Origin of the sequence: Streptomyces sp. NPDC093065 (genome assembly GCF_044754585.1) — a bacterium.
Classification (GTDB): Bacteria; Actinomycetota; Actinomycetes; order Streptomycetales; family Streptomycetaceae; genus Streptomyces.
In genome coordinates this window covers 1-14,601 of record NZ_JBIVPJ010000013.1, presented here as the reverse complement: position 1 = coordinate 14,601, position 14,601 = coordinate 1, and the positions used below count along the sequence as shown (strand labels likewise).

The following is a 14,601-nucleotide window of genomic DNA, read 5'->3' as shown; positions in this document are numbered from 1 at the left end:
TCGGCGCGGGGGACGAAATGTACCGGTTGCCGACCAAATACCCCGGGCCCCGGGGACGGGACGGGAAACGGGAACGGGACGGGAAACGGACTACTTCAGTCCGGCCTCCGCGCACGCGGCCGCGTACTTGGCGGTGCAGATGTCGCTGACCTTGTAGAAGCCGTCCGCGATGACCGTGTCCTCGATGTTGTCCTTGGTGAGGGCGACGACGGGGACGAGCTGGGCGGGGATGCCCTTGTGGGTGGGGCTGGCGACCTTGTCGCGGGCGAGCGCCTCGAACTGGATGTCACGGCCCTGGACCCGCGCCACGGCCATCTCCGCGGCGTTCTCGGCCTCCTGCGGATAGGACTTGTACACGCTCATGTACTGCTCGCCGGTGACGATCCGCTGCACCGCAGAGAGTTCCGCGTCCTGACCGGTGATCGGGGGCAGGTCCGTGACGCCCGCGTCCTCGAGGGCCTTGATGATGCCGCCGGCCATGCCGTCGTTGGCGGAGTAGACGCCCGCGATGTTCTTCTTGCCGATCTTCCCGATCGCCTCGGTCATGTTCGCCTCGGCGTTCTCCGGCTTCCAGTCCTTGGTGTCGAAGGACTGGGCGATCGTCACCTTGCCGTTCAGCTCGGAGAGCGCGCCCGCCTTGAACTGCTTGGCGTTCGGGTCGATGGACGAGCCGTTCATCATGACGATCTTCTCGGAGCTGGACGGGTCGCCGCCGAGCGCCTCGATGAGCGAGCGGCCCTGGACCTCGCCGACCAGCTCGTTGTCGAAGGAGATGTAGGCGTCGATCGGGCCCTCGGCCAGCCGGTCGTAGGCGATGACGGGAATGCCGGCGTCCTTCGCCTTCTGCACACCGTCCGCGATGGCGTGCGCGTCGACCGCGTCCAGCACGATCACGTCGACCTTGTCGTTGATCATCTGCTGCATCTGGTCGGCCTGCTTGGTGGCGCTGGCCTCGGCGTTGGCGTACTTGACATTGCCCTGGTCGCGCGTGAGGTCGCCGACCTTGGCCTTGAAGAAGGGGTAGTCGAACTGCTCGTAGCGCGTGTTCTCCTTCTCCGGCAGCAGCAGGCCGACGGTGAGGTCGTTCCCCTTGGTCGGGCTCGCGTCGTCGCTGCTCTCCGATGCGCCGAGCACACCGCAGGAGGCCAGCGAGAAGGTCATCAGGGACGCGGCCACGGATATGGCGATACGACGGGCACGGCTACTCACTGCGCTTTGCCTTCCGACACACGGGCGTGGTTGGTGAACCGGGGAATCCGGGGAATCCGGGGAATCCGGGCAACTCCGGTGACCCTGGCGACCCTGGTGAAGGAAGCCAACGCTGTCTTCACCAAATCGTCAAGAAGTACTAGACCAATGAGACAGCACCGTTGTGAACCAGCCCCGGAGGACGGGGCGGTCCTCCGGGGCTGTCGCGGTCGTATTCCCTTGTGCCGTCTGGCGGTCCGGGTCAGTCCGAGGACTGTCCGTGGCGCTTGGGGCGCCAGACCACCAAGGCGCTGGTCTGCTGTACCTCTTGGTAAGGGACCAGGTCACGGCGGTAGGAAGCGTGCACCGCGGCCTCGCGCTGACGCATCGCCGTGGCCGCGCCGTCGAGCGCGGCGGCCAGCTCGGCCGCCCGGGCCTGGAGCGCGGCGACCTGGTTCTCCAGCTCGATGATGCGCTTGATTCCGGCCAGGTTGATGCCCTCGTCCTGCGACAACTGCTGGACCTGCCGGAGCAGTTCGATGTCGCGGGCCGAGTAGCGCCGGCCCCGGCCGGCCGTGCGGTCCGGGGAGACCAGGCCGAGACGGTCGTACTGCCGCAGGGTCTGCGGGTGCAGTCCGGAGAGCTGGGCCGCCACCGAGATGACGTAGACCGGGGTGTCCTCGGTCAGTTCGTACGGGTTGCGTCGACGACCGTCCATTCCCGTCAAGCTCCCTTCGCGGCCTGGAACAACTCCGCCCGCGGATCCTCGTCCGCGGTCGCCTCGCGATACGCCTCGAGCGCGTCACGAGCCTTCCCCGTCAGGTCCTTCGGAACACTCACCTCCACGGTGACCAGGAGGTCGCCGCGGGTGCCGTCCTTGCGGACCGCGCCCTTGCCCCTGGCCCGCATGGTGCGGCCGCCCGGCGTGCCGGCCGGCAGCTTCAGAGTGACGGGCGGACCGCCCAGGGTCGGGACCCGGATCTCGCCGCCGAGGGCCGCCTCGGCGTAGGTGACCGGGACGGTGACGGTGAGGTTGTCGCCCCGGCGGCCGAAGACGGGGTGTTCCTTGACGTGCACGACCACGTACAGGTCGCCCGCCGGGCCGCCCCGCTCGCCCGGCGTGCCCTTGCCGCGCAGCCGGATGCGCTGCCCGTCCGACACCCCGGCGGGGATGCGGACCTGCATCGTCCGCGAGGACTTGGCGCGTCCGGAGCCCTTGCAGACCTCGCAGGGGTCCTCGGCGATCAGGCCGCGGCCCTTGCAGTCGGGGCACGGGTCGGTGAGCGAGAAGCCGCCGCCCGAGCCCCGCGCGACCTGCCCGGTGCCGACGCAGGTCGGGCACACGCGCGGCGTGCCGTTCTTGTCGCCGGTGCCCGAACAGGCCTTGCAGGGCGCCTGCGAGGACATCCTGAGCGGCACGGTCGCGCCCTCGATCGCCTCGATGAAGCTCAGGGTGACCTCGGACTCGATGTCCTGCCCGCGCCGCGGCTGCGTGCGCGTACCGGTGCCCGGTGAGCCGCCGGTGCGGTTGAACAGGCCGCCGAACACGTCCCCGAGGCCGCCGCCGAAACCGCCGGCGCCGCTCTGGCCCCCGCCCTGGGCGCCGCCTCCGAAGAGGTCGCCCAGGTCGAAGTTGAAGGTGCCGCCGCCGCCCGCGCCCGGTCCGGGCCGGAACCCGCCGTTGCCGAAGAGGCTGCGGGCCTCGTCGTACTCCTTGCGCTTCTTGGGGTCACCGAGGATGTCGTTGGCCTCGGAGATCTCCTTGAAGCGCTCCTCCGCCTTGACGTTCCCCTTGTTGGCGTCCGGGTGGTTCTCGCGGGCGAGCTTCCGGTACGCCTTCTTGATCTCGGCCTCGGTGGCGTCCTTGGGGACGCCGAGAACCTTGTAGTAGTCCTTCTCGATGAAGTCCTTCGTACTCATCCCCGACGTCCCTCCTCTCGTGCCCTGTCCGTCACTTCGAGCTCAGCCCTCGTCCGGGCCACCGCTCTCCTTGGTCCCGGCGCCGTCGTCCGCGTCGGAGCCGTCCTGCCCCTCGGGGCCGGCCTCGGCCGGCTTGACCGTCTGGGCGCCCGGCTGCGGCTCGGCGACCGCCACCCGCGCGGGGCGGATGGTGCGTTCGCCGATCCGGTACCCGGGCTGCAGGATCGCCACGCACGTCGTCTCGGTGACGTCCGGTGCGTAGGAGTGCATCAGGGCCTCGTGGATCGTCGGGTCGAAGGGCTCGCCCTCCTTGCCGAACTGCTGGAGGCCCATCTTGGCGATGACCGTCTCCAGCGAGTCCGCGACCGACTTGAAGCCGCCGACCAGCTCGCCGTGCTCCCGGGCACGGCCGATGTCGTCGAGTACGGGAAGCAGTTCGGACAGGAGGTTCGCGACGGCGACCTCCTTGACCGCGACCCGGTCCCGCTCCACCCGGCGGCGGTAGTTCTGGTACTCGGCCTGGAGTCGCTGGAGGTCCGCCGTGCGCTCGTTGAGCGCGGTGCGCACCTGGTCCAGCTGGGCCACCAGGCCCGCGTTCTCACTCGCGTCCCCGGCCGGGGCCGCCCCCTCTTCGGAGGCGGCCTGCGGCTCGGCGTCGTCAGGGGTGGCGCCGGAGGGGACGTCGGGCTTCTCCTCAAAACCCGGGGTCTCCTCCGTCACGCGGCACCGTCCTTGCGCTCGTCGTCCACGATCTCGGCGTCGACGACGTCGTCGTCGGCCTTGTCACCGGCGCCCGCGTCGGCACCGGCGCCCGGGGCCTCGCCGCCGGCGGCCTGCGCGGCCTGGGCGTCGGCGTACATGGCCTGGCCCAGCTTCTGCGAGACGGCGGCGACCTTCTCGGTGGCGGTGCGGATCTCGGCGGTGTCCTCGCCCTTGAGCTTCTCCTTCAGCTCGGCGACGGCACCCTCGACCTCGGTCTTCACCTCGCCGGGGACCTTGTCCTCGTTGTCCTTGAGGAACTTCTCCGTCTGGTAGACGAGCTGCTCGCCCTGGTTGCGGGACTCGGCGGCCTCGCGGCGGGCGTGGTCCTCCTCCGCGTACTTCTCGGCCTCCTGGCGCATCCGGTCGACCTCGTCCTTCGGCAGCGAGGAGCCGCCGGTGACGGTCATCTTCTGCTCCTTGCCCGTGCCCAGGTCCTTCGCGGTCACGTGCATGATGCCGTTGGCGTCGATGTCGAAGGCGACCTCGATCTGCGGGACGCCGCGGGGCGCCGGCGGCAGACCGGTCAGCTCGAACATCCCGAGCTTCTTGTTGTACGCCGCGATCTCGCGCTCGCCCTGGTAGACCTGGATCTGCACGGAGGGCTGGTTGTCCTCGGCGGTGGTGAAGATCTCCGAGCGCTTGGTCGGGATCGTCGTGTTCCGCTCGATCAGCTTGGTCATGATGCCGCCCTTGGTCTCGATGCCGAGGGACAGCGGGGTGACGTCGAGCAGCAGGACGTCCTTGACCTCGCCCTTGAGGACACCGGCCTGCAGGGCGGCGCCGATGGCGACGACCTCGTCCGGGTTGACGCCCTTGTTGGCGTCCTTGCCGCCGGTCAGCTCCTTGACGAGCTCGGCGACGGCGGGCATGCGGGTGGAGCCGCCGACGAGAACGACGTGGTCGATCTCGGACAGCTGGATGCCGGCGTCCTTGATGACGTTGTGGAACGGCGTCTTGCAGCGCTCCAGCAGGTCGGAGGTCAGCTGCTGGAACTGGGCCCGGGTGAGCTTCTCGTCCAGGTGCAGCGGGCCCTCGGCGGAGGCCGTGATGTAGGGCAGGTTGATCGTGGTCTCGGTGGACGAGGACAGCTCGATCTTGGCCTTCTCGGCGGCCTCGCGCAGGCGCTGGAGGGCCATCTTGTCCTTGCCGAGGTCCACGCCGTGGCCGGACTGGAACTGCTTGACCAGGTAGTCGACGACGCGCTGGTCCCAGTCGTCACCACCGAGGTTGTTGTCACCGTTGGTGGCCTTCACCTCGACGACGCCGTCGCCGATCTCGAGCAGCGAGACGTCGAACGTACCGCCACCGAGGTCGAAGACCAGGATGACCTGCTCGTCCTTGTCCAGGCCGTACGCCAGCGCGGCGGCGGTCGGCTCGTTGACGATGCGCAGGACGTTGAGGCCCGCGATCTCACCGGCCTCCTTGGTGGCCTGGCGCTCGGCGTCGTTGAAGTACGCCGGGACGGTGATGACCGCGTCGGTCACCTTCTCGCCCAGGTAGGACTCGGCGTCCCGCTTCAGCTTCTGCAGCACGAAGGCGCTGATCTGCTGCGGGTTGAAGTCCTTGCCGTCCAGGTTGACCTTCCAGTCGGTGCCCATGTGGCGCTTGACCGAGCGGATGGTCCTGTCGACGTTCGTGACCGCCTGGCGCTTGGCGACCTCGCCGACGAGCACCTCACCGTTCTTGGCGAAGGCGACGACGGACGGCGTGGTCCTGGCGCCCTCGGCGTTGGTGATGACGGTGGGCTCGCCGCCCTCCAGAACGCTGACGACGGAGTTAGTCGTGCCCAGGTCGATGCCGACCGCACGTGCCATGGTGAATAACCTCCAGCTGACTTGAGTGGAACAGGCTCAAGTGTGCATGACGCCCGGCACTGGGTCAACAGAGGTGAGCCGAGTCGGCTCAACTCTTATCCGTTCCTTACACGCAACGGCGCACTGACCTGCGGGTTCTCCACGCTCACGATCCGGCGAACCGGAAAAATCGCCGCCCGGAAGGACGCACCGACCGGATCTCCGGTTGCCCCACGGGACACCTGGGACACATCGGGGTCAGGGTCGCCTCAGCGACGCAGATCACCGCACGTCCGACTACAGTGCGGCGGAGGATGGGGGTAGTCTCAAACGGACTGATTAAGTTACCGCTTAGTAATACCGACCCTCGTAACCTCGCAGGCCCGAGGAGCCCCCAAATGCAACTCGCCGCGATCATCGTGTCGCTGGTCCTGATCGTGGTCGGCGTCGCACTGTTCGGCCGCGCCGTCCTGCAGATCGTCACCTACATGCGGCTGGGCCAGCCGGTGCCGGCCGGAACGCGGACCAACGACCCCGTGGACCGCACCGTCACCGTGGTCAGGGAGTTCCTCGGCCACACCCGGATGAACCGCTGGGGCATCGTCGGGGTGGCGCACTGGTTCGTCGCGGTCGGTTTCTTCTCCCTGCTGCTGACGATCGTCAACGCCGTCGGCCAGCTCTTCCAGGCCGACTGGATCCTGCCGGTCATCGGCGACTGGGCGCCGTACAACGTCTTCGTCGAGTTCATCGGCACGATGACGGTGCTCGGCATCCTGGTGCTCATCGGCATCCGGCAGCTGTCCCACCCGCGCAAGCCGGGGCGCAAGTCCCGCTTCGCCGGCTCCAACTTCGGCCAGGCGTACTTCGTCGAGGCCGTCATCCTCATCGTCGGCGTCTGCATCTTCATGCTGCACGCGCTGGAGGGCGCCCTCCACCACGTCGACGGCTACGAGGCGTCGTTCTTCATCTCGTACCCGGTCGTCTCCGCGCTCCGGGACGCGGACCTCGGAACGCTCCAGAACCTCGTCTACTTCTTCGCCGCGCTGAAGATCGCGACCTCCTTCATCTGGATGATCACGGTCGCCCTGAAGACCGACATGGGCGTCGCCTGGCACCGCTTCCTGGCCTTCCCGAACATCTGGTTCAAGCGCGACGCGAAGGGCGGCACCGCGCTCGGCGCGCTGCTCCCGATGACCTCGGGCGGCAAGCCGATCGACTTCACCGACCCCGGTGACGACGACGTCTTCGGCGTCTCCCAGGTCGAGCAGTTCTCCTGGAAGGGCCTGCTGGACTTCTCCACCTGCACCGAGTGCGGCCGCTGCCAGTCGCAGTGCCCCGCCTGGAACACCGGCAAGCCGCTCTCCCCCAAGCTCCTGATCATGTCCCTGCGCGACCACGCGCACGCCAAGGCCCCCTACCTGCTGGCCGGCGGCGGCAAGACGATGGAGGGCGAGGAGAAGGCGTCCGAGGAGCAGCTCGCCGGTGTCCCCGCCGCCGCCCTCGCGGAGGCCGAGCGCCCGCTGATCGGCACCCTGGAGGAGCAGGGCGTCATCGACCCGGACGTCCTGTGGTCCTGCACCACCTGCGGCGCCTGCGTCGAGCAGTGCCCCGTCGACATCGAGCACGTCGACCACATCGTCGACATGCGCCGCTACCAGGTCATGATCGAGTCGGCGTTCCCGTCCGAGGCGGGCACGATGCTCAAGAACCTGGAGAAGAAGGGCAACCCCTGGGGCCTGGCCAAGAAGCAGCGCCTGGAGTGGCTCAAGGAGCTGGACTTCGAGGTCCCGGTCGTCGGCAAGGACATCGAGGACCTCACCGAGGTCGAGTACCTCTACTGGGTCGGCTGCGCCGGCGCCCTGGAGGACCGCGCCAAGAAGACCACCAAGGCCTTCGCCGAGCTGCTGCACATCGCGGGCGTCAAGTTCGCGATCATGGGCGGCGACGAGAAGTGCACCGGCGACTCCGCCCGCCGCCTGGGCAACGAGCCCCTGTTCCAGGAGCTCGGCATGGAGAACGTCATGACCCTCAACGCCGCCTTCGGCGAGGAGATGGACGACGACGGCAAGGTCGTGCCCGAGTCGGCGAAGCCCAGGTCGGCGAAGAAGATCGTCGCCACCTGCCCGCACTGCCTCAACACCCTCGGCAACGAGTACCCGCAGCTCGGCGGCGACTACGAGGTCGTCCACCACACCCAGCTGCTCCAGCACCTCGTCGACGAGGGCAAGCTGACCCCGGTCACCCCGGTCGAGGGCATCATCACCTACCACGACCCCTGCTACCTGGGCCGCCACAACAAGATCTACACCCCGCCGCGCGAGATCATCGCCGCCGTCCCGGGCGTCCGGAACGAGGAGATGCACCGCCACAAGGAGCGCGGCTTCTGCTGCGGCGCCGGCGGCGCGCGGATGTGGATGGAGGAGCGGATCGGCAAGCGCATCAACAACGAGCGCGTCGACGAGGCCCTGTCCGTCAACCCGGACATCGTCTCCACCGCCTGCCCCTTCTGCCTCGTCATGCTCACCGACTCGGTCAACGGCAAGAAGAACGACGGCAAGGCGAAGGAGTCCATCCAGGTCGTCGACGTCGCCCAGCTCCTGCTGGACTCCGTCAAGACCCCGGCCGACCCGACCGGCGAGCCGGAGCCGGAGAACGAGCCGACGCCGGAGCCGGTGAAGTAACCCCCGGCAGCCGGCCTCTCGACCGACACCCCCGGGTTCCCCGCGAACCCGGGGGTGTCGCCGTATGTCGAACACGTGCATCATTACCCGGTCGTTGTCGGTGATGGTGATACGGGTCGATACGGACGAGGTGAACGGTGCGCCTGCGAAGAAGCACCCTGACAAGCGGCCTGACCGGCACAGCCGCCGCCGGCTGCCTGCTGCTGCTCACCGCCTGCGGCCACGGCCCGGCCCCCGCGGCCGAGGACGCCGCCGAGCCCACCCCCGTACGCGCCGCCCAGGCCCCCGCCCTGCTCCCCGTCCCGCGCGGCGAAGGCAGCGAGGTCCCCGACGACTTCAACGGCGACGGCCACCGCGACCTGGTCCTCGACGACCTGGTCACGGCGGAGAGCCACGCGGACGACGCCGGCATCGGCATCGTCTACGGCTCGCCCCGCGGACTGGTGCCGGGGGCCCGGCAGTTGCTCACTCCCGAGAAGTACGCGGCGCCGGTGGACGGTCAGTCGCCGGCCGTCTTCGAGGCGGAGGCCGGCTGCGACCTCGACGGCGACGGCTTCACCGACCTGGTGGTCACCACCGACCCGCCCTACGACGGCCAGGGCCGCCCCCCGGTCCCCCTCCAGATCCTCTTCGGCTCCCCGACCGGGCCGGCCGGCCGCGCGGTCCCGCTGACCGTCCCCGACCGGGCCCGGTACGGCAACGACTGGCCCGAACGCCCGGTGTGCGGCGACTTCGACGGCGACGGTGCCCAGGACCTGGTCGTCCACGCCTCGGCCGGCCGCCTCAGCTATCTGCGCGGCCCCTTCACCCGCAAGGGCGCCCCGCACCGGGCCGGCGCGCCCGTCCCCTCCCCCGGCGAGGCACCGGCCGGCCCGGCCGCCGACGTGAACCGCGACGGCTACGACGACCTGGTCGTCCGCGTCTCGGCGGGCACCGGCAAGGCGGCCGTCGTCCTCGGCGGTCCCGACGGCCCCGACCGCACCGGGGTCACCCTGCCCACCGGCATCGACGTCGCCCTCGGCGCCTTCGGCAGGGGCAAGGCGCTGGACGCGGCCGTGGGCACGCTGGACGGCACCGCCCTGCGCTACGACCTGCCCACCGGGGCACGCGGCACCCTCGACACCCCGGGCTCGATGCTCGACGCCGCCGACTTCGACGGCGACGGCCTGAGCGAACTGGTCTCCAGCGGCTCCCAAGTACGCGTCCACGCCGGCCGCGAGACGGGCCCCACGACGCGGGACGTGGTCACGGTACGGCCCTCTTCGGCGGGCACGACACGGGTGCTGACGACCGGCGACTTCGACGGCGACGGCCTGGCCGACCTGGTGCTGCGGACATACCGGGGGGACACCGAGGACACCGTCGAGGTCCACCGGGGCACGGCGAAGGGCCTGGTGACGGCACGGGCCGCGGTCACGTTCTCGACGTCGCAGTTCCTGACCCCGTAGGGGGCCGGCGGGCGAACGCGCCGTTCCCGCCGGTCGGACCCGGGGGAGGCCTCGGGGAACCCCCGTAGGGGATGTCACAGCTCGGCCGCAAAGGACCCCCCGATCGGCCGGGCCCCGCACGTCACTCTCCGGGAACAGGTACGTTCGAAGGCGTGGCTGGATTCAGGATCGGACGCGGCCGGGACAACGGCGCTCCAAACGCGCGACCGCAACGCCCCCCGTACGGACAGCAGGCGCCCCAGGGACCGTCGTACGGCGGCCCGGCGACGCCTCGGCAGCCGTACCCGCAGCCGCCGTACGGAGGTGGCGCCGCCGGCGGATCCCCGTGGCCGCAGGCACACGGCGGCGGCCATGGCGGCGGTCACGGTGGTCACGGTGGCGGCCACGGCGAGCCGGAGTACTTCGGCGACGGCGGCTACGGACCCGGTGGCCACGGCGGGCACCCCCAGCAGGCCCCCTACGACCCGTACGCGGCCAACAACCCGGGCCACACCCAGGCGTTCACGGTCGACGACCCCTACAACCAGGGCGACACCTACCGCGCCGGTTCCGCCCCCGCGCCCGGCCCGGTCGGCCCCCGCCTGCACTGGAAGGACCTGCTGAAGGGCGTCGTCCTCGCGCCCAACCAGACCTTCCTCCAGATGCGGGACTACGCGATGTGGGCCCCGGCGCTCATCGTGACGTTCCTCTACGGGCTGCTGGCCGTCTTCGGCTTCGACGGCGCCCGCGAGGAGGCGATCAACGCCACCCTCTCCAACGCCATCCCGATCGTCCTGACGACGGCGGTGGCGCTGGTGCTCAGCGCGTTCGTCCTGGGCGTGGTCACCCACACCCTGGCCCGCCAGCTCGGCGGCGACGGCGCCTGGCAGCCGACCGTCGGCCTGTCCATGCTGATCATGTCCCTCACGGACGCCCCGCGCCTGGTCGTCGCGATGTTCGCCGGCGGCGACGCACCCTTCGTCCAGATCCTCGGCTGGGCCACCTGGATCGCGGCCGGCGCCCTGCTGACCCTGATGGTCAGCCGCTCCCACGACCTGCCCTGGCCGAAGGCACTCGGCGCGTCGGCGATCCAGCTGATCGCCCTGCTGTCGATCGTGAAGCTCGGCACGTTCTAGCCGTTCCGGCTCCCGTGCGGGCCGAGGGCCCCGGTGTGACGACATCACGCCGGGGCCCTCGGTCGTCGCCCGTCACCCGTCAGGCGTCGAGCACCTGTCCTTCCCGACGTACGACGGGAGGAAGCACGCTCCACGGGAAGTTGATCCACTCGTCGGTGCGCTTCCACACGTACTCGCACTGGACGAGGGAGTGCGACTTCTCATAGATCACCGCGCTGCGGACCTCGGCGACCGTGTCGAGGCAGAAGTCCCGCACCAGCTTGAGCGTCTTGCCGGTGTCGGCGACGTCGTCGGTGATGAGGACCTTCTTGTCGGAGAAGTCGATGACGTTGGGGACCGGCGCGAGCATGACGGGCATGTCGAGCGTGGTCCCGACCCCCGTGTAGAACTCCACGTTCACGAGGTGGATGTTCTTGCAGTCGAGCGCGTACGCGAGCCCGCCCGCGACGAAGACACCGCCGCGCGCGATGGACAGCACTATGTCCGGCTCGTACCCGTCGTCGGCGACGGCCTGGGCCAGCTCGCGCACGGCGACGCCGAACTGCTCGTAGGTCAGATTCTCCCGAACATCACTCATGCGTGCGTCCCGCCTGCGTTCTTGCCGCTCATACCTGGGTCCGGTGGAAATTGAGGAAGGACCGGGAGGCGGTCGGCCCCCGCTGGCCCTGGTAACGGGACCCGTAGCGCTCGCTGCCGTACGGGTGCTCGGCCGGCGAGGTCAGCCGGAACATGCACAGCTGCCCGATCTTCATCCCCGGCCACAGCTTGATCGGCAGGGTCGCGAGATTGCTCAGCTCCAGCGTCACGTGCCCCGAGAAGCCCGGGTCGATGAACCCGGCGGTCGAGTGCGTGACGAGGCCGAGCCGCCCGAGCGAGCTCTTGCCCTCGAGCCGTGAGGCGAGATCGTCCGGCAGCGTGATGACCTCGTACGTACTGGCCAGCACGAACTCCCCGGGATGCAGGATGAAGGGCTCGTCGCCCTCCGGCTCCACGAGCCGGGTCAGATCCACCTGCTCGACGGAGGGGTCGATGTGCGGGTACCGGTGATTCTCGAACACCCGGAAGTAGCGGTCGAGGCGCACGTCGATGCTCGACGGCTGCACCATGGAGTCGTCGAACGGATCGATCCGCACCCGACCGGCGTCGATCTCGGCCCGGATGTCCTTGTCTGAGAGAAGCACGCACCGAGGATACGCAAGGCGCGCGGAGCAACGACAACCGCCGCCGCGCCGCGCGCCCGATCCCGCTCTGCTTCTGTGCTACCGCGTCTTCGCCACCGCTGCCGCGCTACCCCTTCCGAGCACCCACGGGCACGGCACTCCGCAGCCGCGCACACCGCGGACATCGGACGAGCCGACCGGGGCCGAGTCGCTCGGCCTGCTGCATCGGGAACGAGGTGGCGGTGAACACGTGCCCATCGGCACAGCGGACGACGGTGCGCTCCATCAAGTCCTTCAAGTCCCTTCCCCAAGAGCCGCGTCTGGCTTACTACCCTGACGACAAAAGCCACAGTACGGGATGAAAGAGACGACTCTCCAGGCGGCACTCCGCCCTCACGCACACCCTCTCCGGGGCCCCCACCGTACGCCCCAACGCCTGCCCCCCGCAGCCGCATCAACACCCCTGGAACGACCACCGGCCCCACGGCGCGAACACCGGGGACCGGGCATGGGGTAGAGTGAGCGAGCGTCCAGACACCGGCCGTGGTCGGCGTCTTACGCGGGTGTAGTTTAATGGTAGAACATCAGCTTCCCAAGCTGAGAGCGCGAGTTCGATTCTCGTCACCCGCTCCACGAAGAAGGCCCAGGTCAGAGACCCGGGCCTTTTTGCTGTCCGCTGTGTTCACTGACCGCGTGCCAGATCCATGCCAGAACATTGATCGTCTAAATCGCTGGGGAGGACATGAGCAAGCAGATCGCCGGATGGATCATGGATCGCAACCTGCGCTCCTTCCTGGAGCTGTTGTCCCGCTACATCGACTATGCGTTCGACGACACCGACTGGGACACCATCGAAGGCGGTGTCCGGGACACCGACGACGAGAAGCCCGACGGCTGGTACTCGTATCCGCTCGCCGGCACGAGCGCCACCGTGGAAGTCAGCTTCGCCCGCTCTGTCGGCAGCGAGGTGATGTCCGTCAGCGTCACCGGCATCGAGACGCCTGAGCTCCAGCTCCGAACCGACACTCTGCTGTCCGCATTCGCCAGCATCTGACTACCGTGTTGTCCCCCAGGCGTCCGAAACCTTGTCCTTGGCGAGTCAGCGCTCTTCTGACGTATCTGGCACGGCAGCAGCTTCCCGTGCAGCCTGACGTGCCTTGCGGACAGTCGCGTCGAGTCCCGCAGCGACTTCCTGCTGTCGCTCGTCGTCGGAGTGCTGGTAGATCAACGCCGCCTTCTCCGAGGACTGCCCGGCACGGACCATGGTGTCTTTGAGCGTGGCACCGGACCGCGTGGACAGCGTGTGCCCAGTGTGCCGGAGATCGTAGAACCGGAAGCCCTCCGGCATCCCTACGACCTCCCGCGCCCGCCGCCACTTCCGCCCGAAGGTGCTGCGCCGGAACGGAGCCCCCTTCTCCCCGACGAAGATCAGCCCATCGGGGCCCGGCTCTGCGTAGCTCTCCAGATGTCAACGGAGATCCCGGCGGAGGAACGCGGGAAGAATCACAGTCCGGGTCCCGGCCTCCGACTTGGTGTCGCCCTGGACGCGCCGCCCATTCATCCGCTCCGGCTCGGCGAGGCGGATCCGGACGCGCAGGTTGTCGACGTCGACGTCCCGGCGGCGGAGGCCGGCCAGTTCCTCCGGCCGCATCGGGCCGTAGGCACCGAGGTACACCATCAGCCGCCACCGCATCCCCACCGCATTGGCGAGGGCATCGACCTGGGCAACAGTGGCGATGCGCCGCTCAGTCGCCTTCTCCTTTCCCGCCCCCTTGATCCGGCATGGGTTGCGGGTGATCAGCTCGTCATCCACGGCCGTTTCCATGATGGCCTTGAGGAGCCGGTATGCCTTGGCCGTCATCGTCTTGGCGTTCGTGGTCCGCAGCCGATCTGCCCGCCACTCACGGACACGTGGAGCGGTGATCTCGTCCAAGTCCAGTTCGGCGAAGGCGAACAGGTGCTTATCGAGGAGGTAGCGGTACAGGTCTCGGGTGAGCGGCGCGAGGTCCCGTTCAGCGACCCACTTGTCGGCGTAGGCCTGGAAGCTCACCGCGCCTGCCTCGGGGTCGCGCCACTCGCCCCGGCGGATCTCCGTCTGTCGTTCGGCAAGCCAGTCGTCGGCATCCGCTTTCGTCTCGAAGGTGACCGGAGCCGGACGCATCACGCCGTCAGGTCCCGGATACCGCGCCTGGTAACGGCCGGACGGAAGCCGTCTGATCGCGCCGAAACGGCGGCGCCTGCCCTTGCTGTTGGCCATCAGGCAGCAACCCTCCCGAAGCGAGACCGGGGCCGCCTCAGCGGCTCCACGGTGCGGGAGGGGGTCTGTCAAACGAGCGGTGTAACCAGGGTGGTTGGGGTTACTGGCGGGCCGCCGTCAGGCGGCCGTCGAAGGCGATGTCGAAGGCGTTCAGTGCGGTCTTCCAGCGCATGGTCCAGCGAGCCTGTCCCTTGCCGGTGGGGTCGAGAGACATGATCGCCATGTAGACGCATTTCAGGGCGGCCTGCTCGTTGGGGAAGTGGCCGCGGGCCTTGAC

The 14,601-nt window shown here is 69.1% G+C and carries 11 protein-coding genes, 1 tRNA gene and 2 pseudogenes; 5 read left to right on the top strand and 9 right to left on the bottom strand.

Translation table 11 applies throughout. The features are described from left to right. Positions 1–90: 90 nt before the first annotated feature. From ACIQFU_RS22245 to dnaK, 5 genes are all read right to left on the bottom strand, one after another. Positions 91–1,209 (bottom strand): sugar ABC transporter substrate-binding protein, encoded by a 1,119-nt coding sequence (locus tag ACIQFU_RS22245; protein ID WP_402553777.1) that lies wholly within the window; start codon positions 1,207–1,209, stop codon positions 91–93. Positions 1,210–1,450: 241 nt separating this feature from the next. Next, positions 1,451–1,906, bottom strand: coding sequence for a heat shock protein transcriptional repressor HspR (locus ACIQFU_RS22240; protein WP_061443442.1), 456 nt, complete (start codon positions 1,904–1,906; stop codon positions 1,451–1,453). A 5-nt stretch (positions 1,907–1,911) separates the two neighbouring features. Then, the gene (dnaJ, locus tag ACIQFU_RS22235) at positions 1,912–3,108 is read right to left on the bottom strand and encodes a molecular chaperone DnaJ (RefSeq protein ID WP_402553775.1); all 1,197 of its coding nucleotides are present in this window, start codon (positions 3,106–3,108) and stop codon (positions 1,912–1,914) included. A gap of 42 nt (positions 3,109–3,150) precedes the next feature. Then, positions 3,151–3,828 (bottom strand): nucleotide exchange factor GrpE, encoded by a 678-nt coding sequence (gene grpE, locus ACIQFU_RS22230; RefSeq protein ID WP_402553773.1) that lies wholly within the window; start codon positions 3,826–3,828, stop codon positions 3,151–3,153. Next, the gene (dnaK, locus tag ACIQFU_RS22225) at positions 3,825–5,684 is read right to left on the bottom strand and encodes a molecular chaperone DnaK (RefSeq protein ID WP_402553772.1); all 1,860 of its coding nucleotides are present in this window, start codon (positions 5,682–5,684) and stop codon (positions 3,825–3,827) included. The genes grpE and dnaK overlap by 4 nt, the downstream gene beginning before the upstream one ends. Positions 5,685–6,061: 377 nt before the next feature. Between dnaK and ACIQFU_RS22220 the strand changes: the two genes are divergently transcribed. From ACIQFU_RS22220 to ACIQFU_RS22210, 3 genes are all read left to right on the top strand, one after another. Continuing rightward, a complete protein-coding gene (locus ACIQFU_RS22220; protein WP_402553770.1) occupies positions 6,062–8,344 on the top strand; it encodes a heterodisulfide reductase-related iron-sulfur binding cluster in 2,283 nt (760 codons plus the stop codon). Positions 8,345–8,481: 137 nt separating this feature from the next. Beyond that, positions 8,482–9,792 (top strand): FG-GAP repeat domain-containing protein, encoded by a 1,311-nt coding sequence (locus ACIQFU_RS22215; RefSeq protein WP_402553768.1) that lies wholly within the window; start codon positions 8,482–8,484, stop codon positions 9,790–9,792. Between the two features lie 71 nt (positions 9,793–9,863). Continuing rightward, entirely contained in the window at positions 9,864–10,907 is a 1,044-nt protein-coding gene (locus ACIQFU_RS22210; RefSeq protein ID WP_402553766.1) for a Yip1 family protein, read from the top strand. Between the two features lie 79 nt (positions 10,908–10,986). Here the strand turns inward: ACIQFU_RS22210 and ACIQFU_RS22205 are convergent, their stop codons facing one another. Next, positions 10,987–11,484, bottom strand: a complete 498-nt coding sequence (locus ACIQFU_RS22205; RefSeq protein ID WP_007453367.1) for a phosphoribosyltransferase — start codon at positions 11,482–11,484, stop codon at positions 10,987–10,989. Positions 11,485–11,512: 28 nt separating this feature from the next. Next, positions 11,513–12,088, bottom strand: a complete 576-nt coding sequence (dcd, locus tag ACIQFU_RS22200; RefSeq protein WP_125629797.1) for a dCTP deaminase — start codon at positions 12,086–12,088, stop codon at positions 11,513–11,515. 538 nt (positions 12,089–12,626) lie between these two features. On the opposite strand from dcd, the gene ACIQFU_RS22195 reads away from it, so the two are divergent. Both ACIQFU_RS22195 and ACIQFU_RS22190 read left to right on the top strand, forming a co-directional pair. Beyond that, positions 12,627–12,700 (top strand) — tRNA-Gly (locus ACIQFU_RS22195). A gap of 109 nt (positions 12,701–12,809) precedes the next feature. After that, a complete protein-coding gene (locus ACIQFU_RS22190) occupies positions 12,810–13,121 on the top strand; it encodes a hypothetical protein (protein ID WP_402553764.1) in 312 nt (103 codons plus the stop codon). A gap of 45 nt (positions 13,122–13,166) precedes the next feature. Here ACIQFU_RS22190 and ACIQFU_RS22185 read toward each other — a convergent pair. After that, positions 13,167–14,324 (bottom strand): annotated as a pseudogene (locus ACIQFU_RS22185) (tyrosine-type recombinase/integrase). 100 nt (positions 14,325–14,424) lie between these two features. After that, positions 14,425–14,601, bottom strand: a pseudogene (locus ACIQFU_RS22180) (IS256 family transposase); the annotation flags it as partial.